A 17,861-nucleotide genomic window follows, 5' to 3' on the forward strand; every position below is an offset into this window, starting at 1 on the left:
GCCCCGCGCAGGGTGTGCTGTTTTTAGTCGATACCTGGGGAGGCAGTCCCTTTAATGCGGCCAGCCGCATCGTAGTGGATAAGCCCGATTATGATGTGGTTGCTGGCGTCAATATCCCGATGCTGGTCGAAACCCTGATGGCACGCGATGACAACCCTGCTTTTGACGAACTGATTGCCGTGGCGGTCGAAACCGGCCGTGAAGGCGTGAAAGCGCTGAAAGCCAAAGAAGCGGCCCCTGCTCCGGCAGCAGCAAAACCGGCGGCAGCACCCGCACAACCGGCGAAACCGATGGCGCCGGGCGACCACATGAAAATCGGGCTGGCACGTATTGATGACCGCCTGATCCATGGTCAGGTTGCGACACGCTGGACCAAAGAGACCAACGTTCAGCGCATTATCGTGGTCAGCGATGAGGTAGCTAACGATCATGTACGTAAAACCCTACTGACGCAGGTTGCGCCGCCGGGTGTCACTGCACACGTGGTGGATGTCGATAAAATGGTGCGGGTGTGGAATAACCCGAAATATGGTCAGGATCGGGTGATGCTGCTGTTTACTAACCTACCGATGTGCTGCGGGTAGTAGAACAGGGTGTTGATATTAAAACCGTCAATATTGGCGGCATGGCATTCCGTCAGGGCAAAACCCAGGTGAACAATGCCGTCTCGGTCGATGAAAAGGACATTGCCGCGTTTCGCAAACTGAATGAGCGCAATATTGAACTGGAAGTCCGTAAAGTTTCCAGCGACCAGAAACTGAAAATGATGGATCTGATTGCGAAGGTTAATTCGTAACGGAGTGCCGTCTGCGCCTGCTTCGCCAGGCTCATTTTCGTTATCCTGCTGAGGACAAGAAGTATGATGGAAATAACCTCGCTACAAATCATTTTGATTTTTATTGTCGCCTGTATTGCCGGTATGGGATCGATTCTGGATGAGTTCCAGTTTCACCGCCCGCTGGTCGCCTGTACGCTGATTGGTGCCGTATTAGGTGATATGAAAACCGGGATTATCATCGGCGGTACGCTGGAGATGATCGCGCTGGGCTGGATGAACATCGGTGCCGCTGTCGCGCCAGATGCCGCGCTCGCCTCCATCATCTCGACCATTCTGGTCATCGCTGGCGGCCAAAGCGTCGGTGCCGGTATTGCGCTGGCGATTCCGCTGGCGGCAGCCGGACAGGTGCTGACGATTATCGTGCGTACCATCACCGTGGCATTCCAGCACGCTGCCGATAAGGCGGCCGAGAAAGGGAATCTGACCGCTATCTCCTGGATCCATGTCTCTGCCCTGCTGCTGCAGGCGATGCGTATCGCTATTCCGGCACTGATTGTGGCGATTTCCGTCGGTACCAGTGCGGTTCACGCCTTACTCAGCTCGATTCCTGACGTAGTGACCAATGGCCTGAACATCGCCGGCGGGATGATCGTGGTCGTAGGTTACGCGATGGTCATCAATATGATGCGCGCAGGCTACCTGATGCCGTTCTTCTATCTGGGCTTCGTGACCGCAGCCTTTACCGACTTCAACCTGGTGGCACTGGGCGTGATCGGTGTGGTGATGGCGGTACTCTACATCCAGCTCAGCCCGAAATACAACCGTGTCGCTGGCGCGCCTGCAGGCCCAGCCAGTGCTAACGATCTCGATAACGAACTCGATTAAGGAACAGGTGAGAACATGGTTGATATTACCAAAGTCGAAAAGAAACTCACGCCGGGTGACGTCCGTGCTGTCTTTATGCGCTCCAACCTGTTTCAGGGATCGTGGAACTTTGAACGTATGCAGGCGCTCGGTTTCTGCTTCTCGATGGTGCCGGTGATCCGCCGTCTCTATCCTGAAAATAATGACGAACGCAAACAGGCGATCAAGCGCCACCTCGAATTCTTTAATACTCACCCTTACGTGGCAGCGCCGGTCCTGGGCGTGACCATGGCGATGGAAGAGCAGCGTGCCAATGGTGCCGCGATTGATGATGGTGCCATTAACGGTATCAAAGTCGGTCTGATGGGGCCGCTGGCCGGGGTTGGCGATCCGATCTTCTGGGGAACGGTACGCCCGGTGTTTGCAGCTCTGGGTGCAGGCATTGCGATGAGCGGTAGCCTGCTCGGCCCGCTGCTGTTCTTTGTGCTGTTTAACCTGGCGCGTCTGCTGACCCGCTATTACGGCGTGGCCTACGGTTACCGCAAAGGGATCGATATCGTCAGTGATATGGGCGGCGGCTTCCTGCAAAAACTGACGGAGGGCGCCTCAATACTGGGCCTGTTTGTCATGGGCGCGCTGGTGAACAAGTGGACGCACGTTAATATTCCGCTGGTCGTCTCGCGTATCACCGATTCAACCGGCAAAACCACTGTCACTACGGTCCAGTCGATTCTCGATCAGTTGATGCCGGGCGTCGTGCCGCTGCTGCTGACCTTCGCCTGTATGTGGCTGCTGCGCCGTAAGGTCAATGCGCTGTGGATTATCGTCGGCTTCTTCGCCATCGGTATCTTCGGTTACTGGATCGGGCTGCTCGGCCTGTAATGCCAGCCGGTCGGAGCCCAGGCTCCCGACTTTTTGAGCATGGTGAGCTGAGCCCTGGTGGGCTGATCTCACCCTGTTTGAGGAGGTTCCATGTCATTGACCGACATGTTGATTGCAGGCTGTATTGCCGCCCTGCTGCTTTTCGCGATTTATGACGAGGCGATTCTGCCGCGTCGTCACGGACCCACCCGTCTGCGGGTAGCGCTGCAGCGGCGACATAAAATCGACAGTCTGATTTTCATTGGACTGCTGCTGATTCTATTGTGGAATAACGTCAGCCATCACGGCCCGCAACTCACCACTTCGCTACTGATGGTGCTGAGCTTTCTGGCGTTCTGGCTGTTCTGGTTACGCCGGCCAAAACTGCTGATGAAAAACGGCGGCTTGTTTTATGCCGGCGTCTGGATCGACTACCGACGGATTCAGGGGATGAATCTCTCTGAAGATGGCATTCTGGTGATCCAGCTCGAACAGCGTCGGCTGCTGGTTGCAGTACAGCAACTTGACGATCTGGAGCGCATCTATAACACCCTGGTCGAGGCGCGTTAGTCGCGCTGCCACAGCGTCAGGGTAAAATCCGCGTCGCAGTTGAACTGTTCGCTCTGCTGCAACGTTTGCCAGACCTCATCACGTGCCCGCCAGGCGAAAGGCGTCATCTGTAATAGCGTGGTGGCCGCTGCGCCGGTCAGCGCCATCGGGTAACGCAGCGAATGCTGCCCCAGCAGGTGAAAATCGGGATAGCTTTTTTGTTCCGCCGCGTGCAACTGCACCTCACGATAGATCAGCGCCTTAAACTGCTGCAGATGGTGCGGGCCTGGAGTAACGGTGAGCACGATGCCGCCGGGCTTCAGCACCCGCGCCAGCTCCGCTTCATTACAGGGTGCGTAAATCCGCACTATCGCATCCAGCGACTGGCTGGCAAAGGGTAAACGCTGGCTCGAGGCGACGCAGAACATCACCTCAGCGTAGCGCTTTGCCGCCAGCCGGATCGCCATTCTGGCGACGTCCAGCCCATAAACCTGTCCCGTCTCGCTGTTGGCTGCCGCCAGCGCCGCGGTGTAATAGCCTTCGCCACAACCAATATCAAGTATCTGGCTGCCCGGTTGGGAGAGCGTCGGGGCCAGCAGGCTGACCACCTGGTCGCGTAGCGGCTGATAATAGCCCGCCTCCAGAAATTCGCGCCGTGCCTGCATCATTTCCGCACTGTCACCCGGCTCACGTGAACGTTTATGCTGAACGGGCAGCAAATTGACGTAGCCCTCTTTCGCCTGATCAAACTGATGACGGTTTTCACAGCGCCAGCTACGCTCAGTCAGGATAAGAGGGGAATAGCAAAGGGGGCAGATCAACGACATGAGGTACTCCGGCAGCAGATAACGCGCCGCAGTGTACCCTTTACGTTTGCGCTTCGGAAGCATAAAGAAAGCCCCGGCTAATTCGCCAGGGCTTTAAGATTCCGTGTCGAGGTGCAGTTGCACCGAGTCGGAGTCGAATCAGATAGCAGTAACGTTTACTGCTGCCGGGCCTTTCTGGCCGTCCTGAATTTCGAACTCAACGCTTTGGCCTTCGGCCAGGGTTTTGAAACCATTGCCCTGGATAGCGGAGAAGTGTACAAACACATCTTTGCTACCGTCAGCAGGCGTAATGAAACCAAAACCTTTAGACTCGTTGAACCACTTAACCTGACCTTTAATCTTTGCCATTTTGCAAATTCCTTTGAATGTTTATTTAGCCCGAAGGCTGACTTACAGAGAAACCAGAGACGTTACTGAATGAGGCACTAATTAAGGTTCGGCAAGGAAGCGGTATTCAACGTCAACGTCTTTACTCGTAACTTCTTTACTGAAGATGCCATGCATAAACAGAACTGTACCTCGTTTAACCCACGAATTGTTATCACATATCCTCAAAATAATGGCAAGCCATTTTTAAACGAGGTGAGAAGCTTTGCGCACAATTGCCAGAGTGCTCACAATGAATGTTCCGTCTGGTTCAGAAGACGCGATTTTCGGCCCAATGAAATAAAGGCTTTCGCTATTCCGTCATATGCGTTAGCGGTCGCAGCAGCCTGCGTCTCTGCGCCCGGCTTCAGCTAAACTGATGGATACCATAAGAAATTATTATTTCACAAATATGGCAAACGCTAAAATAATAAGCGAAGCGGAAGACCAAGAAAGTGATTAACGCAGCGCCAATCCTGTACAGCGCACTTTATTAAGTACAAATATAAAAAGCACGATGCACCAAAAACAGGAAACATCATTTTTTGCTGCGCCAAATAAAAGCAGGAGTTCAGATTTTACTTATTAAAAATTCTGCTTTTGATCTGAAAAATTGCTGTCAGTTAAAACTGAGTCTGATTAAAATCATTTCCTCTGCTTTAAGATTATTCCTGGTTAGTATTATCCAGTGTTCGGCTTTCCCCTATTCGCCAGGCAGTAAAACGGGTCTCCTTCTCCCCTGCCCGCTGCAGCGCACGCTTCAGTTCGGCCGGAGGTACGTCTAAGGACTCATCAGCCAACTCAAAGACGCCCCAGTGGATCGGAACCGTCAGCGGCCTGCCAGCCGCTCGCCAAAGTGCAACAGCCTGATCCGGGTCCATATGCTGGCTCGCCATGAACCATTTTGGTGCCCAGGCCCCGATGGGTAAAGCCGCGAAGTTGAACGGCCCGAGACGAGTCGCAATCTCCAGTAAAGTGTCACTGTAGCCGCTATCGCCCGAAAACCAGAAACGCAGCCCGGCCGAGCGAATGACCCAGCCGCACCACAGTGATCGATTGCGATCGCGCGGCGTTCGCATACTCCAGTGCCGCGCCGGTACCGCATCAATGCAGAGATCGTCAATCTGCAGCGACTGCCACCAGTCCAGTTGCTCCACCTTTCTGGCACCCTGACGGCTAAACCAGGCGGCCAGACCGAGCGGAACCACAAACCTGACCTGCGGAAACCGCCGGATAATCTGCTTAATCGTCGGTGTGTCGAGATGATCGTAATGATTATGAGAGACCAGCACCAGATCGAGCCGCGGTAAATCGCGGATGTTCAAAGGTGCAGGCGTCCGGCGCAGTGGTCCGGCAAAGCGCAGCGGTGAAGCTCGCGGCGATAATGCGGGATCGATCAGGATATAGCGCTGCCGAATCCGAAGTAACAGCGCAGCATGTCCCAGCCACCAGATGCGGTCATCGCGGCCGCTCAGATCGGCAGGTTGCCACCACTGTGCGGTAAAGCCCGCATAACCCTGCTGCGGCGGCGGTGGCAATCCCTGCGCTTTACGCTCACGACGCCAGCGTTGCAGATCGCCTGGCTGACGCTCGTCGGGCTCCGGGTTGCGAAAGCCCTCAGGCGTGTGATGCGCTTTGCTGCGGTCATACCACCGATTTTTCCAGGCCATCCAGCCTCCCTGCGGGAATTAACGTTCCGGAATCAGGCGGATGAAATCGCGTTTATCCTGATCTTCGTCGCCTTTTTTGGTCTCTGCACCCGGCTGCGCCTCAATCAGACGCCGTAACAGAAGGTTCTGCTTCTTCTGCTCTTCCAGCAGTGATTCCAGTAAATGAATCTGCTCACCGGCACGAACGCTGGCCCGGTTGACAAAGAACCAGACGATAAAGGCCACAATCAAAATTATCACCAGCAGACCATAACTGACCAGTGGTCCCGAATTTGCGGCTAACTCATTCATAACTGCCTCATACACCTTTGTGGAAAATCTGAAAACACGGCAACCGCCCATTCTACCCTCAGGCTGGTAAAAGATAATGGGTTTGCGAGAATACAGAATTTACCGTTTCAGTTATCTCTGATCGATCCGGCCAGAAAAGGGAGGCATGCTGGTACAATCACGACCAGCAGCAATACGTGGATCGCTGCGTTATCTGTCACAAGGAGACAAAATGAAACTGTTGATTCGGGCAATGGGTTTACTGGCGGTGATCTGGCTGGCGATGCTTTTTACCGGCTACGGCGTATTGACCGGCAGCACCAAAAACGCGGCAGGTCTGGGATTGCAGTGCAGTTATCTTACTGCTCGCGGCCTTATCAGCGCGCAGTATCTGCATACTGACAGTGGCGTGATCGGCGTGACCGATTGTCCGTTACTGAAGAAGAGCGGAGAAGTGATTGATAATTGATTTTAAAACGGCGGGCACAATGGCCCGCTGTTGTCAGAATTCGTAGTGATGAAATCCCATTTCTGCTGACAGGGTGCGTGCTGCGCGGTGCAGCATGGCCACATAATCCTGTCTGGCGTCTTCCGAAAAACGGATGGTCGGGAAGGAAATACTCAGACCGGCGATCACTACGCCGAAGCGATCAAATACCGGTACCGCAATGCAGCGTAACCCCTCTTCCTGCTCTTCATTATCTTCGCCGTAACCCTGGGCTTTAACCTGATCCAGCGTCTCAATCAGTGCCTCTGCGCTTAACAGCGTATTGGCAGTGCTGCGTTTAAACTCAACGTCGCGCAGGATCTCTCTCACTTCCTGACGATCGCGCCAGGCGAGCAGCACTTTACCAATGGCGGTGGTATGTAGCGGATTACGTCGGCCGATGCGTGAATACATGCGCAGGTTGTAGAGCGAATCAATTTTATGGATGTAGACAATGCTGTCCTCTTCCAGCGCACCGAGATGAATCGTCTCTTTGGTCAGGCGCGACAGTTCCCGCATCTGCACATCGGCGCTACGAATCAGATCGACGTTCTGCAACGCCTTTGCGCCCAGTTCAAACAGCTTCAGGGTCAGCGAATATTTTTCACTTTCCCCTTCCTGCGTAACGTAACCCAGCGACTTCATGGTTTGCAGAAAACGGTAAACGGTACTTTTGGACATCATCACGCGCTGCGCGAGTTCAGTAATACCGTGATCGCGCTCTTCACCCAGTGCCTGCAAAATACCGAACACTTTGAGAACCGAGGAGACTGAATCGGGCTGTTTGTCATTTTCAGCAGAGGACATCGCGCACCTTGTTAAACCTGTTTCAAAAAAAATGGAACGGACTGTCAGTATAGAGCGAGGCCGGCAACGGCGGCAATGATTTCGCGTGTCAGACCGCCTTTATCCATCAGAATCGTGACCGGTAAGACGCTGGAAATGCCATGTCGTACGCTACGTTTCTGGCACAGGCACAGGGGCTGATAGCCGGGCATTCCGTCCGTCAGGGTGAACAGCAGCAAGGAGCAGCAGATGAAGCATCGGCGGCGCAGAGGTCGCTGCCCGCGCTAAGACATATTTTCAGACAACTTTTTGTCGCGCTGCGCGCTGCTTTTTCATGACAGTTTCATTAGCATGATGATATTCACCCTCTTTAGTAACTACTTTATGCCGACCTCTATTCCGCAAGACGGACTCCCTGTCGCCCAGCGCTACTGGGCGATTCTGACCATTGCACTGGGCATCACCATGGCCGTGCTGGATGGTGCGATTGCCAACGTGGCGTTACCGACCATTTCCCGTGAACTGAATGCCAGCCCGGCGGAATCGGTGTGGATCGTCAATGCCTACCAGATTGCGATTATCGTCTCGCTGTTATCGCTGTCGTTCCTGGGCGATATGCTGGGCTACCGCCGTGTCTATCAGGCCGGGCTGGCGCTGTTTATCGCAACCTCGCTCTTCTGCGCCCTCTCTACCTCGCTGAATATGCTAACCTTTGCCCGTGTGCTGCAGGGTTTTGGCGGTGCGGCCCTGATGAGCGTGAATACTGCGCTGATACGCATTATTTATCCGCAGCGCTACCTTGGCCGCGGAATGGCAATCAATTCGCTGATTGTAGCGGTATCGACCGCAGCCGGCCCTACGGTCGCCGCAGCGATCCTGTCCTTTGCCAGCTGGAAATGGCTGTTTCTGATTAACGTGCCGCTGGGCATTATTGCGCTGTGGCTGGCACTGCGTACCTTGCCGGATAACCCGCAGAAAGCCACCTCACAAAAGTTCGATATACCCAGCGCCATCATGAATGCCCTGTTTTTCGGCCTGCTGATATCAGCCTTAAGCGGATTTGCTCAGGGCCAGAATGGCTGGCTGGTGCTGGCGGAATTAGTGGCGTTGTTGCTGGTGGGCCTGGTCTTTATTCGACGTCAGCTGAACATGGCGGTCCCGCTGCTGCCGGTGGATCTGCTGCGTATCCCCATTTTCAGTCTGTCGATGGGCACCTCGGTCTGTTCATTCTGCGCGCAGATGCTCGCTATGGTGTCGCTGCCGTTCTTCCTGCAGAACGTGCTGGGCCGCGATGAGGTGACAACCGGTTTGCTGCTGACACCCTGGCCGCTGGCAACCATGGTTTTCGCCCCGATTGCCGGACGGCTGATTGAGCGCGTCCACGCCGGCCTGCTTGGCGGCATCGGTCTGGCGATGTTTGCAGCCGGGCTGTTTCTGCTGGCGATGCTGCCGGTCCAGCCCACCGACGGGGATATTATCTGGCGGATGATGCTCTGCGGCGCGGGATTTGGACTGTTTCAGTCGCCCAATAATCACACCATTATCACCTCTGCACCGCGTCACCGCAGCGGTGGCGCCAGCGGAATGCTCGGCACCGCCCGCCTGCTGGGTCAGAGCGTCGGTGCGGCACTGGTGGCGCTGATGTTCAACCTTTTCGACCAGAGCGGCACTCATGCTTCGCTGCTACTTGCGGGTGGCTTTTCAACGGTGGCGGCGATTGTCAGCCTGTCTCGTATGACCCAGACCCGCGCCGCGGCATAAAAAAAGGCGACCCGAAGGTCGCCTTTTCCTTGTTATCACGTTTACTTCAGATACTGACCGCTGCGCAGTGCTTCAATACGCTTATCTAACGGTGGATGCGACATAAACAGCTCACTGAACGATTTGCCTTTACCGTTGATACAGAACGCCATCATGCTGCTGGGCTCCTGCGGTTCGTAGCTGGTTTTCAGACGCTGTAACGCTGCAATCATCTTCTCACGACCCACCAGCTTCGCCGAACCCGCGTCGGCATGAAATTCACGGTGACGTGAGAACCACATGGTGATGATGCTGGCGAGAATACCAAACACCAGTTCCAGCACCATTGATAACGCAAAATAGACCAGCGGATTACCGTTGCTGCTCTCTTCGCCATCACGGTTGCCGGACATAAAGCCCGCCGCGATCTGCGCCAGAATACGTGAAACAAAGATCACAAAGGTGTTCACGATACCCTGAATCAGCGTCATGGTGATCATGTCGCCGTTGGCAATGTGTGAGATTTCGTGTGCCAGTACCGCTTCCGCTTCGTCACGGCTCATGTTTTGCAGTAAGCCGGTTGAAACCGCCACCAGTGACGCATCACGGCGCGCGCCGGTTGCAAAAGCATTAATGTCCGGCGCGTGATAGATCGCAACCTGAGGCATCGCAATACCGGCCTGCTGCGCCTGACGTCCAATAGTCGTTACCAGCCAGCGCTCCGTTTCGTTACGTGGCTGTTCAATCACTTCACCGCCAACCGAACGCAGTGCCATCCACTTCGACATCAGCAGTGAAACAAACGCACCGCCGAAGCCAAACAGACCCGCCATGATCATCAGGCCCTGAACACTGCTTGACTGGATCCCTGTCAGGCTGAGAATCAGCCCGAATACCAACATCACAGCCAGGTTGGTCATCAGGAAAAGAGCAATACGCATCATATTTGTTAATCTTCCTCAGTGGTTCACGCGCATGTGCGCGGATACATATCCTATGTCCATTGTGCGGCTTTTCAAGCGACCTTAACGTTTAAGTGTCTAAAAAGACATAACTTTACATTTTGTTATCTTCACCGGTCTGCGCCGCGCCTGCATCGGTTACCGCCGCTTATCAAAGATGACCGGCAAGCGATTTTTGCCAATAAAAAAGCACCGCTGAACGGTGCTTTTTTCATCCCGACGGCGACTTATTTAGCGGCAGGCGCGTCTGGCTGAGATTTATCGAGCTGCGCCAGATCGTTGGCAATCTTCACCGTCTCATCAAGATACGGATCCGGCTCTTTATAATCCTTTGGCAGTTCATCAAGATTTTTCAGCGGTTTTTTGCCTTCGGCCTGATAACGGGCATTGATCCGCTCCAGTCGTGACGCATCATCTTCGTGATTCTCTTTCTCTCGCTGGGCGAGGTTGAGCGACACAATGTTGCGTTTATCTTTCAGGGCATTGTAACGGGCAATGTCCTTCATGATGTACTGGAACTCACGATCCTGGGCGATGCGATCGGCATGCTGACGGGTCAGCTGCGGTACCAGCGGTTTAACATCGCCGGTTTTGACGTAGGTCGCCGCATTGATGCTGTCCCACGGCAGCGCATTGTCCTCGAACTTCTCACCGGTTTCAGCCGCTTCTACGCCGGTTGGCATCAGCAGGTCGGGCGTCACGCCTTTACGCTGAGTACTGCCACCGTTGATGCGATAGAACTTCTGAATAGTGTAAGAGACCGAGCCCAGCGCCGGCCATTCCGGGCGTAGCATCTGATCGTAGATCCGGTTCAGCGAGCGATACTGCTGAACGGTGCCTTTACCAAAGGTCGGCTCACCGACAATCACCGCGCGGCCATAATCCTGCATTGCCGCCGCGAAAATTTCCGAGGCTGAAGCACTGAAGCGATCGACCAGTACCACCAGCGGGCCTTTGTAGTAGACCACGCCATCGTTGTCGCTGTCTTCGCGCACCCGACCGTTGTTATCTCGCACCTGCACTACCGGGCCGCTCGGAATAAACAGGCCGGAGAGCGAAACGGCTTCGGTTAGCGCACCGCCACCGTTGGTACGCAGATCGATCACCACGCTATCCACGTTCTGCTTTTGCAGTTTCTGCAGCTGCACTTTGACATCATCAGTCAGGCCGACATAGAAGCCGGGAATATCAAGTACGCCGACTTTTTCCTTACCGACATTCCGCACGCTCATTTTCACTGCCCGATCTTCAAGACGGATCTTCTCACGCGTCAGCGTTACGGTGCGGGTTTTGGTGCCTTTGCCAGCAGGCAGCACTTCCAGGCGGACTTTGCTGCCTTTCGGGCCTTTAATTTTTGCTACCACATCATCCAGACGCCAGCCAATCACATCTTCGATGGGGCTGCCGGGCTGGCCTACGCCGACGATGCGGTCGCCAACGGTAATGGCTTTACTTTTCGCAGCCGGACCGCCCGCCACCATAGAATTGATCACGGTGTAGTCGTCATCCATCTGCAGCACCGCGCCGATCCCTTCCAGCGACAGGCTCATTTCGGTGTTGAACTGTTCGGTGTTGCGCGGTGACAGGTAACTGGTGTGAGGATCGATTTCGTGGGCGAAGGCATTCATCGCCAGCTGGAACACATCTTCACTGTTGCTCTGTGCCAGACGACGGATAGCGAAGTTATAGCGCTTGGTCAGCACTTCGCGAATCTCTTTCTCGTCTTTACCGGCCAGCTTCAGGCTCAGCTGGTCATATTTGACCTTGGCATCCCACAGCGCGTTCAGCTCGGACTGATCTTTCGGCCAGGGCGCTTTCGCGCGGTCAATGTCGATGGTGTCGTTGCCGCTAAAGTTCATCGGGCGAGCCAGAACCGTCAGCGCATATTGATAGCGCTCAAAGCGGCGCTTCTGGGCCAGATTGTAGAGATCGTAAAACAGGTCCAGCTTACCGCTGCGCAGCTCATCGCCGACGGTGGTTTTTCTGCTGGCAAACTGGGCCACATCCGAGGCCAGCAGCACATTATGGCTGTAATCGAGCATGTTCAGGTAGCGATCAAAAATTTTCGCTGAAAAGTCCTGATTCAGATCGAACTGGCGGTAGTGGGAACGGGTAAAGCGTGACGTGACGCGCTCACTGACCGTCGGATCCTGCGCATCCTCATGTAACTGGGGAATCTGATCGGCGCGCGTAATATTCTCCGCGCCAAAGGAAGGGCCTGACAACAGCAGGCCCGCAATAAGTCCAATTTTAAAAAGGGTGTTCATGCCGGGGTCAGCCTCCGTTTCAGAACTGCAAGTGTTCTGCGCGCACAATCATTGCCATGCCGGAAGCGAGCTGGACCCGAACGCCGTCTTTCGATACTTCAAGAACGGTCGCGTCCATCGCACTTTTGCCTGCTTTAACTTTAATACTCTGGCCGGGCTGCAAAGTTGAGGTATCAGTGATGGGTCGGGCTTGCTGCTCCGGGCGTGGGGCCGGTTTGCGGTGCTGTGAGGCGGTCGGGCGTTCTGCTGCAGTCTGCGGACGCGGTTTACGCGCGGCGTCGCCTTCGGCAGGTTTACGCGCAGCCGGCTTGCGTGGACGACGCGGTGCCGCGCCCTCTTCGCTTTCGCCTGCTTCACGACGTGCGGCACGCTGCTGATCACGCTGCGCCTGAACACGCGCTTTGGCGTCTTCCAGTTGCTTACGTGCGTGCTCTACGTGTTGCTCATCCAGCACGCCACAGGCGTTACCGTCGAGATCGACACGGGTCGCACCGGCTTTGATGCCGTACAGATAGCGCCAGCTGGAGGTATAAAGGCGTAAGGCAGAACGCAACTGCGTTTTGCTCAGATTCATTTCGCCCTGAACACGCTCGACCAGATCCTGAAAGATACCGATCTTGAGCGGACGCGCTTCACCTTCAGCGCTAAAGCAGTGCGGAAAGCGCTCCGCCAGAAAGCTGATGACTTCTTTACTGCTATTCAACTTAGGTTGATTTTCCATGAAATTTCCTGATTACAACGGGTTTGCCGACCAGCGCAGGCATGAACAGGCGACATTATAATGACAACATCGCTAAATGCCATGTGATCCAGTCGATTAGCTGCGCTTCAGCTGCAGATATTTTTCTAAGTCGCTGTTCGCAAGCACTTCACAAAGCCCATCAGTAAGTGTGACCAGCCCCGATTCGTCGTCGCTGTCAAAGCGATTGTATTCCACGCTGTCGATGTCCAGCACCCCAACCACAGTGCCATTCACTTTCAGAGGAATCACAATCTCAGCATTACTGGCTGCGTCGCAGGCGATGTGTCCCGGAAAGGCATGCACATCATCCACGCGTTGCACTTTCTCTTCAGCCAGCGCGGTACCGCATACCCCTTTACCGACCGGAATGCGCACACAGGCAATTTTGCCCTGGAACGGGCCCAGTACCAGCGTATCCGCTTCCGTCAGCAGGTAGAAACCTGCCCAGTTCACGCCTTCGAGACGTTCATACAACAGCGCGCTAAAGTTACCCATTGCGGCGAGGAACGCCGTTTCTCCCGCCAGCAAGGCGCGCATATCGCGATTCAAATCGGCGTAAAAGGCAGTTTTGTTCATTATTTGACCGTTACCAATGACATCTGAGCGGAGTGATTTCACCGCTCGTTAAAAATAAGCACTAAATATCCAGAGCCACAAGGTGAATCATAGCGTTAGTTACTATACCCTTAGCATTCTGTGGATCGAAGCGTGATGCCCGAGACAGGCACACAGGCGCTGTCTTAACGACCGATATGTGTTACTTACGATGAGCGAAGATTGCATCACCCTATGAAAATTCACGCTATCAGCCAGACATTGCCTCACGCACGTTATCAGCGTTGCCCGCAATGCGATACCCTTTTTTCCTTACCGGATGTGAAATCGCATCAGTCGGCGCATTGCCCACGCTGCAACGCACAAATTCTCAGCGGCCGCGACTGGCCAATGGCCCGATTAATGGCGATGGCCGCTACCATGATAGTGTTGATGCCGTTTGCTTTTTCTCTGCCACTGGTGGATATCCGGCTACTTGGTATGCGAATCAACGCCAGCGTGCTGGAAGGTGTGATCCAGATGACCCAGCAAGGCGATGTACTGACCGCCTCAATGGTGGCATTTTGCACCATTGGCGCGCCGGTCACGCTGGTCGCGGGCATCTGTTATCTCGGCATCGGTCATCGGCTGGGGATGAACTTACGCCCGGTGCTGTTGATGCTGGAGAAGCTCAAAGAGTGGGTGATGCTGGATATCTACCTGATCGGTATCGCTGTCGCCTCGATTAAAGTGCAGGATTACGCTTCGCTGGAACTCGGCTACGGCCTCGCCGCCTATATCGCCCTGACGGTGCTCAGTGTGCTGACGCTAATCCATCTCAATATTGAGCAACTGTGGGATCATTTCTATCCGCAAAGCCCCGACAATGTTGCCCGGGATGACCTGCAGGTCTGCCTTAACTGCCACCATACTGGCATACCGGATGCGCGCGGTCGCTGTCCACGCTGCCACACTCCGCTCGATTTCCGCCGCCGTCACAGCCTGCAAAAATCCTGGGCGGCGCTGATTGCCTCTATCGTGCTGCTGATCCCGGCCAACCTGATGCCGATTTCGGTGGTTTACCTCAACGGATCACGACGCGAAGACACCATTTTCTCCGGTATCGTTTCGCTGGGCTCCGGCAATATTCCCATCGCGGCGATCGTCTTTATCGCCAGTATTCTGGTGCCGTTCACCAAAGTGCTGGTGATGCTGACGCTGCTGTTAAGTATCCACTTCCGCTGCGAACAGGGGATGAAGACCCGTATCCGGTTACTGCGATTCGTTACCTGGGTTGGCCGCTGGTCAATGCTCGATCTGTTCGTGATTTCGTTAACCATGTCGCTGGTCAACCGTGACCAGCTGCTGGCTTTTACCATGGGACCGGCAGCGCTGTTTTTTGGCGCCGCCGTGATCCTGACCATTATGTCTGTTGAGTGGCTGGACAGCCGCCTGCTCTGGGATGCACATGCAACAGGAAACGCCGACTACACCGACTAACGCCACGCTGCGCAACAAGCGTAAAATTTCGCCCTTCTGGCTGCTGCCGATCATTGCGATGCTGATCGCCTGCTGGCTGCTGTGGACCAATTATCAGGAGCGCGGCACCACCATCACCATCAATTTCCAGACGGCGGATGGTATCGTCCCGGGCCGCACACCGATTCGCTATCAGGGTGTGGAAGTGGGCACTGTGCAAGGCATTAATCTGAGCGATGACTATCGCAGCATTCAGATCAAAGCCAGCATCAAGAGCGACATGCGTGATGCGCTGCGTGAAGATACCCAGTTCTGGCTGGTTACGCCGAAGGCTTCTCTGGCGGGCGTATCGGGGCTGGATGCGCTGGTCGGAGGTAACTATATCGGCATGATGCCGGGCAAAGGTAAGCCGAGCGAAGCCTTTACCGCCCTGGATACGCAACCCAAATATCGGGTAAATACCGGCGAACTGTTGATTCACCTGCATGCGCCCGATTTAGGCTCGCTGAGCACCGGCTCGCTGGTCTACTACCGGAAAATCCCGGTGGGTCGGGTCTATGACTACAGCATTAACAACAAAACCGATGGCGTGGCGATTGATGTGTTGATCGATCGTCGCTTTACCAATCTGGTGAAAACGACCAGCCGCTTCTGGAACGTGTCAGGCGTTAATGCTGATGTCAGCCTGAGCGGCGCCAAAGTGCAGCTGGAGAGTCTGGCGGCGCTGGTTAACGGTGCGGTAGCCTTTGACTCACCTGACGATGCGCAACCGGCTAAAGCGGATCAGAATTACCAGCTCTATCCCGATCTGGCTCACAGCCAGCGCGGCGTCCTGATCACCCTCGATCTGCCTGACGGAAAAAATCTCAAAGCGGGCAGTACGCCGCTGATGTATCAGGGCCTGGAAGTGGGCACCCTGACCAAACTCAATTTGCAGGACGGCGGTAAGGTTACCGGCGAGCTGACCATCGATCCTTCCGTGGTTGGCCTGATGCGCAGCGGAACCCGCATTGAGATGCGCAGCCCGAAAATCAGCCTGACCGATACCAGTCTCAGTGCGCTGCTGACCGGCAACACCTTTGAACTGGTGCCGGGCGAAGGTCCGCCGCAGCAGCACTATACCGTGCTGGCCTCCAATGAGACGCTGCTGCAGAAACCCGACGTGCTGACGGTAAAACTCAACGCACCTGAAAGTTATGGCATCGATCAGGGCCAGCCGCTGATGCTGCACGGGATGCAGATTGGTCAGGTGATGTCGCGCTCGCTGGATGAAAATGGCGTCAATTTCGTGGTTGCGGTCAACCCGGAGCATCGCGAACTGGTGCATGGCGACAGCAAATTTATCGTTAACAGCCGGCTGGATGTGAAATTCGGACTGGATGGTATGCAGGTGCTGGGTGCCAGCGCCCGCGAGTGGGTCGACGGCGGTATTCGTCTTGATCCCGGCCAGAAAGGCCAGCCAAAAACCCGCTATCCACTGTTTGCCGACGCGGAAAAAGCCAAAGAAGGGATTATCGGCGACGCGCCTTCAACCACCCTCACCCTGACTGCCACCAGCCTGCCCGATGTGCAGGCCGGTTCCATCGTGCTCTACCGTAAGTTTCAGGTCGGCGAGATTGTGAAAGTGACGCCACGCGCCGATGCGTTTGATATTGCCGTTCATATTCAGCCGGAGTATCGCAAGCTGCTGACCAGCGAAAGCGTGTTCTGGGCAGAAGGTGGTGCACGGGTTCAGCTGAACGGCAGCGGCCTGACGGTACAGGCATCGCCGCTTAACCGCGCGCTAAGAGGCGCCATCAGCTTCGATAATATGAGCGGTGCGCTGTCAGCCAAAGGCGCCAAACGCATCCTCTATCCGTCGGAGACCGCGGCGCGCGCAGTGGGTAGCCAGATCACGCTGCATACCTACGATGCCAGCAAACTGTCGGCCGGTATGCCCATCCGCTATCTCGGCATTAATGTCGGCCAGGTGGAGTCGCTGTCGTTGAGCAGCGATAAAAATCAGGTGGTGGCGAAAGCGGTGCTCTACCCGGAGTATGTGGACGATTTCGCCCGCCTCGGCAGTCGTTTCTCGGTGGTGTCACCGGAGATCTCCGCGACCGGCGTGAATCATCTGGAAACCCTGCTGCAGCCTTACGTCAACGTCGATCCGGGCAAGGGACGCACGGCGCGCACCTTTGAACTGCAGGAGAGCACCATTACCGATTCGCGCTACCTGAATGGCCTGAACATCTACGTTGATGCCGCCGAAGCCGGTTCGCTGTCGCTGGGAACGCCGGTGCTGTTCCGTGGGGTGGAGGTGGGTACCGTGACCGGCACCTCGCTGGGCAACATGGCTGACCGGGTGCAGATTGCACTGCGCATCAGTAAGAAATATCAGCATCTGGTGCGTAACAACTCGGTCTTCTGGCTGGCGTCAGGCTATAACCTCGATTTTGGTCTGATTGGCGGCGTGGTGAAAACCGGCACCTTCCAGCAGTTTATTCAGGGCGGCATCCAGTTTGCCACGCCGCCAACCGTACCACTGGCACCGCAGGCGAATCCGGATAAGCACTTCCTGCTGCAGGACGAAGCGCCGAAAGAGTGGCGTAACTGGGGAACGGCGATCCCGTCTCCACATTAAGCTAGTCTGAAACAGGCAGCCTGCTGGCTGCCCGTTTCCTTTCTCCATGCTACACT

17 protein-coding genes and 1 pseudogene are annotated in these 17,861 nt (G+C 55.3%); 8 read left to right on the forward strand and 10 right to left on the reverse strand.

What is annotated here, in order from left to right; translation table 11 throughout:
- The 4 genes and pseudogenes from manX to HA41_RS05725 all read left to right on the forward strand — a co-directional run.
- Positions 1-796: pseudogene (gene manX, locus HA41_RS21325) on the forward strand (PTS mannose transporter subunit IIAB); the annotation flags it as partial.
- Between the two features lie 66 nt (positions 797-862).
- A complete protein-coding gene (locus tag HA41_RS05715; RefSeq protein ID WP_094120018.1) occupies positions 863-1,663 on the forward strand; it encodes a PTS mannose/fructose/sorbose transporter subunit IIC in 801 nt (266 codons plus the stop codon).
- A 15-nt stretch (positions 1,664-1,678) separates the two neighbouring features.
- Positions 1,679-2,524, forward strand: a complete 846-nt coding sequence (locus HA41_RS05720; protein WP_031374635.1) for a PTS mannose transporter subunit IID — start codon at positions 1,679-1,681, stop codon at positions 2,522-2,524.
- Positions 2,525-2,614: 90 nt separating this feature from the next.
- Positions 2,615-3,073 carry a DUF986 family protein gene (locus HA41_RS05725; protein WP_094119958.1) on the forward strand — a complete coding sequence of 153 codons (459 nt, stop codon included), beginning with the start codon at positions 2,615-2,617 and terminating at the stop codon, positions 3,071-3,073.
- Here the strand turns inward: HA41_RS05725 and rlmA are convergent.
- The 5 genes from rlmA to HA41_RS05745 all read right to left on the reverse strand — a co-directional run bounded on the left by rlmA (position 3,070) and on the right by HA41_RS05745 (position 6,206).
- Positions 3,070-3,879 (reverse strand): 23S rRNA (guanine(745)-N(1))-methyltransferase, encoded by an 810-nt coding sequence (gene rlmA, locus HA41_RS05730; RefSeq protein WP_094120019.1) that lies wholly within the window; start codon positions 3,877-3,879, stop codon positions 3,070-3,072. The genes HA41_RS05725 and rlmA overlap by 4 nt on opposite strands.
- Positions 3,880-4,017: 138 nt before the next feature.
- Positions 4,018-4,227: a transcription antiterminator/RNA stability regulator CspE gene (cspE, locus tag HA41_RS05735; RefSeq protein ID WP_003852684.1), complete on the reverse strand. Its 210-nt coding sequence runs from the start codon at positions 4,225-4,227 to the stop codon at positions 4,018-4,020.
- Between the two features lie 81 nt (positions 4,228-4,308).
- On the reverse strand, positions 4,309-4,383 hold the full coding sequence (locus tag HA41_RS20660) for a DUF2627 domain-containing protein (protein ID WP_143811575.1): 75 nt from the start codon (positions 4,381-4,383) through the stop codon (positions 4,309-4,311).
- Positions 4,384-4,910: 527 nt separating this feature from the next.
- On the reverse strand, positions 4,911-5,915 hold the full coding sequence (locus HA41_RS05740) for an MBL fold metallo-hydrolase (RefSeq protein WP_094119959.1): 1,005 nt from the start codon (positions 5,913-5,915) through the stop codon (positions 4,911-4,913).
- A gap of 18 nt (positions 5,916-5,933) precedes the next feature.
- Positions 5,934-6,206, reverse strand: coding sequence for a YebO family protein (locus HA41_RS05745; RefSeq protein ID WP_094119960.1), 273 nt, complete (start codon positions 6,204-6,206; stop codon positions 5,934-5,936).
- Between the two features lie 211 nt (positions 6,207-6,417).
- Here HA41_RS05745 and HA41_RS05750 point away from each other — a divergent pair, with 211 nt between their 5' ends.
- Positions 6,418-6,654 carry a YobH family protein gene (locus tag HA41_RS05750; protein ID WP_094119961.1) on the forward strand — a complete coding sequence of 79 codons (237 nt, stop codon included), beginning with the start codon at positions 6,418-6,420 and terminating at the stop codon, positions 6,652-6,654.
- A gap of 33 nt (positions 6,655-6,687) precedes the next feature.
- Here HA41_RS05750 and kdgR read toward each other — a convergent pair whose 3' ends face one another.
- Entirely contained in the window at positions 6,688-7,479 is a 792-nt protein-coding gene (kdgR, locus tag HA41_RS05755) for a DNA-binding transcriptional regulator KdgR (RefSeq protein WP_094119962.1), read from the reverse strand.
- 363 nt (positions 7,480-7,842) lie between these two features.
- On the opposite strand from kdgR, the gene HA41_RS05760 reads away from it, so the two are divergent.
- On the forward strand, positions 7,843-9,219 hold the full coding sequence (locus HA41_RS05760) for an MFS transporter (RefSeq protein ID WP_094120020.1): 1,377 nt from the start codon (positions 7,843-7,845) through the stop codon (positions 9,217-9,219).
- 41 nt (positions 9,220-9,260) lie between these two features.
- On the opposite strand, the gene htpX is transcribed toward HA41_RS05760, so the two are convergent.
- From htpX to HA41_RS05780, 4 genes are all read right to left on the reverse strand, one after another.
- The gene (gene htpX / locus HA41_RS05765) at positions 9,261-10,142 is read right to left on the reverse strand and encodes a protease HtpX (RefSeq protein ID WP_094119963.1); all 882 of its coding nucleotides are present in this window, start codon (positions 10,140-10,142) and stop codon (positions 9,261-9,263) included.
- Positions 10,143-10,387: 245 nt separating this feature from the next.
- Complete coding sequence (gene prc / locus HA41_RS05770) at positions 10,388-12,427, reverse strand: carboxy terminal-processing peptidase (protein WP_094119964.1); 2,040 nt, start codon at positions 12,425-12,427, stop codon at positions 10,388-10,390.
- Between the two features lie 19 nt (positions 12,428-12,446).
- Complete coding sequence (gene proQ, locus HA41_RS05775; RefSeq protein ID WP_046288277.1) at positions 12,447-13,148, reverse strand: RNA chaperone ProQ; 702 nt, start codon at positions 13,146-13,148, stop codon at positions 12,447-12,449.
- A gap of 96 nt (positions 13,149-13,244) precedes the next feature.
- Positions 13,245-13,745, reverse strand: a complete 501-nt coding sequence (locus HA41_RS05780) for a GAF domain-containing protein (protein WP_094120021.1) — start codon at positions 13,743-13,745, stop codon at positions 13,245-13,247.
- Between the two features lie 213 nt (positions 13,746-13,958).
- Between HA41_RS05780 and yebS the strand changes: the two genes are divergently transcribed.
- Together yebS and HA41_RS05790 are read left to right on the forward strand one after the other, a co-directional pair.
- Complete coding sequence (gene yebS, locus HA41_RS05785) at positions 13,959-15,203, forward strand: membrane integrity lipid transport subunit YebS (RefSeq protein ID WP_094119965.1); 1,245 nt, start codon at positions 13,959-13,961, stop codon at positions 15,201-15,203.
- Positions 15,172-17,805, forward strand: a complete 2,634-nt coding sequence (locus HA41_RS05790; protein ID WP_094119966.1) for a PqiB family protein — start codon at positions 15,172-15,174, stop codon at positions 17,803-17,805. The genes yebS and HA41_RS05790 overlap by 32 nt, the downstream gene beginning before the upstream one ends.
- The last annotated feature ends 56 nt before the right edge of the window (positions 17,806-17,861 follow it).

The organism is Pantoea conspicua (assembly GCF_002095315.1).
In the GTDB taxonomy this organism is placed as follows: domain Bacteria; phylum Pseudomonadota; class Gammaproteobacteria; order Enterobacterales; family Enterobacteriaceae; genus Pantoea; species Pantoea conspicua.

Bases quoted from the DNA above. Each gene is read 5' to 3' on its own strand.
- HA41_RS05715 (WP_094120018.1), top strand. From the start codon at position 863: ATGGAAATAACCTCGCTACAAATCATTTTGATTTTTATTGTCGCCTGT.
- HA41_RS05720 (WP_031374635.1), top strand. From the start codon at position 1,679: ATGGTTGATATTACCAAAGTCGAAAAGAAACTCACGCCGGGTGACGTC.
- HA41_RS05725 (WP_094119958.1), top strand. From the start codon at position 2,615: ATGTCATTGACCGACATGTTGATTGCAGGCTGTATTGCCGCCCTGCTG.
- rlmA (WP_094120019.1), bottom strand. From the start codon at position 3,879: ATGTCGTTGATCTGCCCCCTTTGCTATTCCCCTCTTATCCTGACTGAG.
- cspE (WP_003852684.1), bottom strand. From the start codon at position 4,227: ATGGCAAAGATTAAAGGTCAGGTTAAGTGGTTCAACGAGTCTAAAGGT.
- HA41_RS05740 (WP_094119959.1), bottom strand. From the start codon at position 5,915: ATGGCCTGGAAAAATCGGTGGTATGACCGCAGCAAAGCGCATCACACG.
- HA41_RS05745 (WP_094119960.1), bottom strand. From the start codon at position 6,206: ATGAATGAGTTAGCCGCAAATTCGGGACCACTGGTCAGTTATGGTCTG.
- HA41_RS05750 (WP_094119961.1), top strand. From the start codon at position 6,418: ATGAAACTGTTGATTCGGGCAATGGGTTTACTGGCGGTGATCTGGCTG.
- kdgR (WP_094119962.1), bottom strand. From the start codon at position 7,479: ATGTCCTCTGCTGAAAATGACAAACAGCCCGATTCAGTCTCCTCGGTT.
- HA41_RS05760 (WP_094120020.1), top strand. From the start codon at position 7,843: ATGCCGACCTCTATTCCGCAAGACGGACTCCCTGTCGCCCAGCGCTAC.
- htpX (WP_094119963.1), bottom strand. From the start codon at position 10,142: ATGATGCGTATTGCTCTTTTCCTGATGACCAACCTGGCTGTGATGTTG.
- prc (WP_094119964.1), bottom strand. From the start codon at position 12,427: ATGAACACCCTTTTTAAAATTGGACTTATTGCGGGCCTGCTGTTGTCA.
- proQ (WP_046288277.1), bottom strand. From the start codon at position 13,148: ATGGAAAATCAACCTAAGTTGAATAGCAGTAAAGAAGTCATCAGCTTT.
- HA41_RS05780 (WP_094120021.1), bottom strand. From the start codon at position 13,745: ATGAACAAAACTGCCTTTTACGCCGATTTGAATCGCGATATGCGCGCC.
- yebS (WP_094119965.1), top strand. From the start codon at position 13,959: ATGAAAATTCACGCTATCAGCCAGACATTGCCTCACGCACGTTATCAG.
- HA41_RS05790 (WP_094119966.1), top strand. From the start codon at position 15,172: ATGCAACAGGAAACGCCGACTACACCGACTAACGCCACGCTGCGCAAC.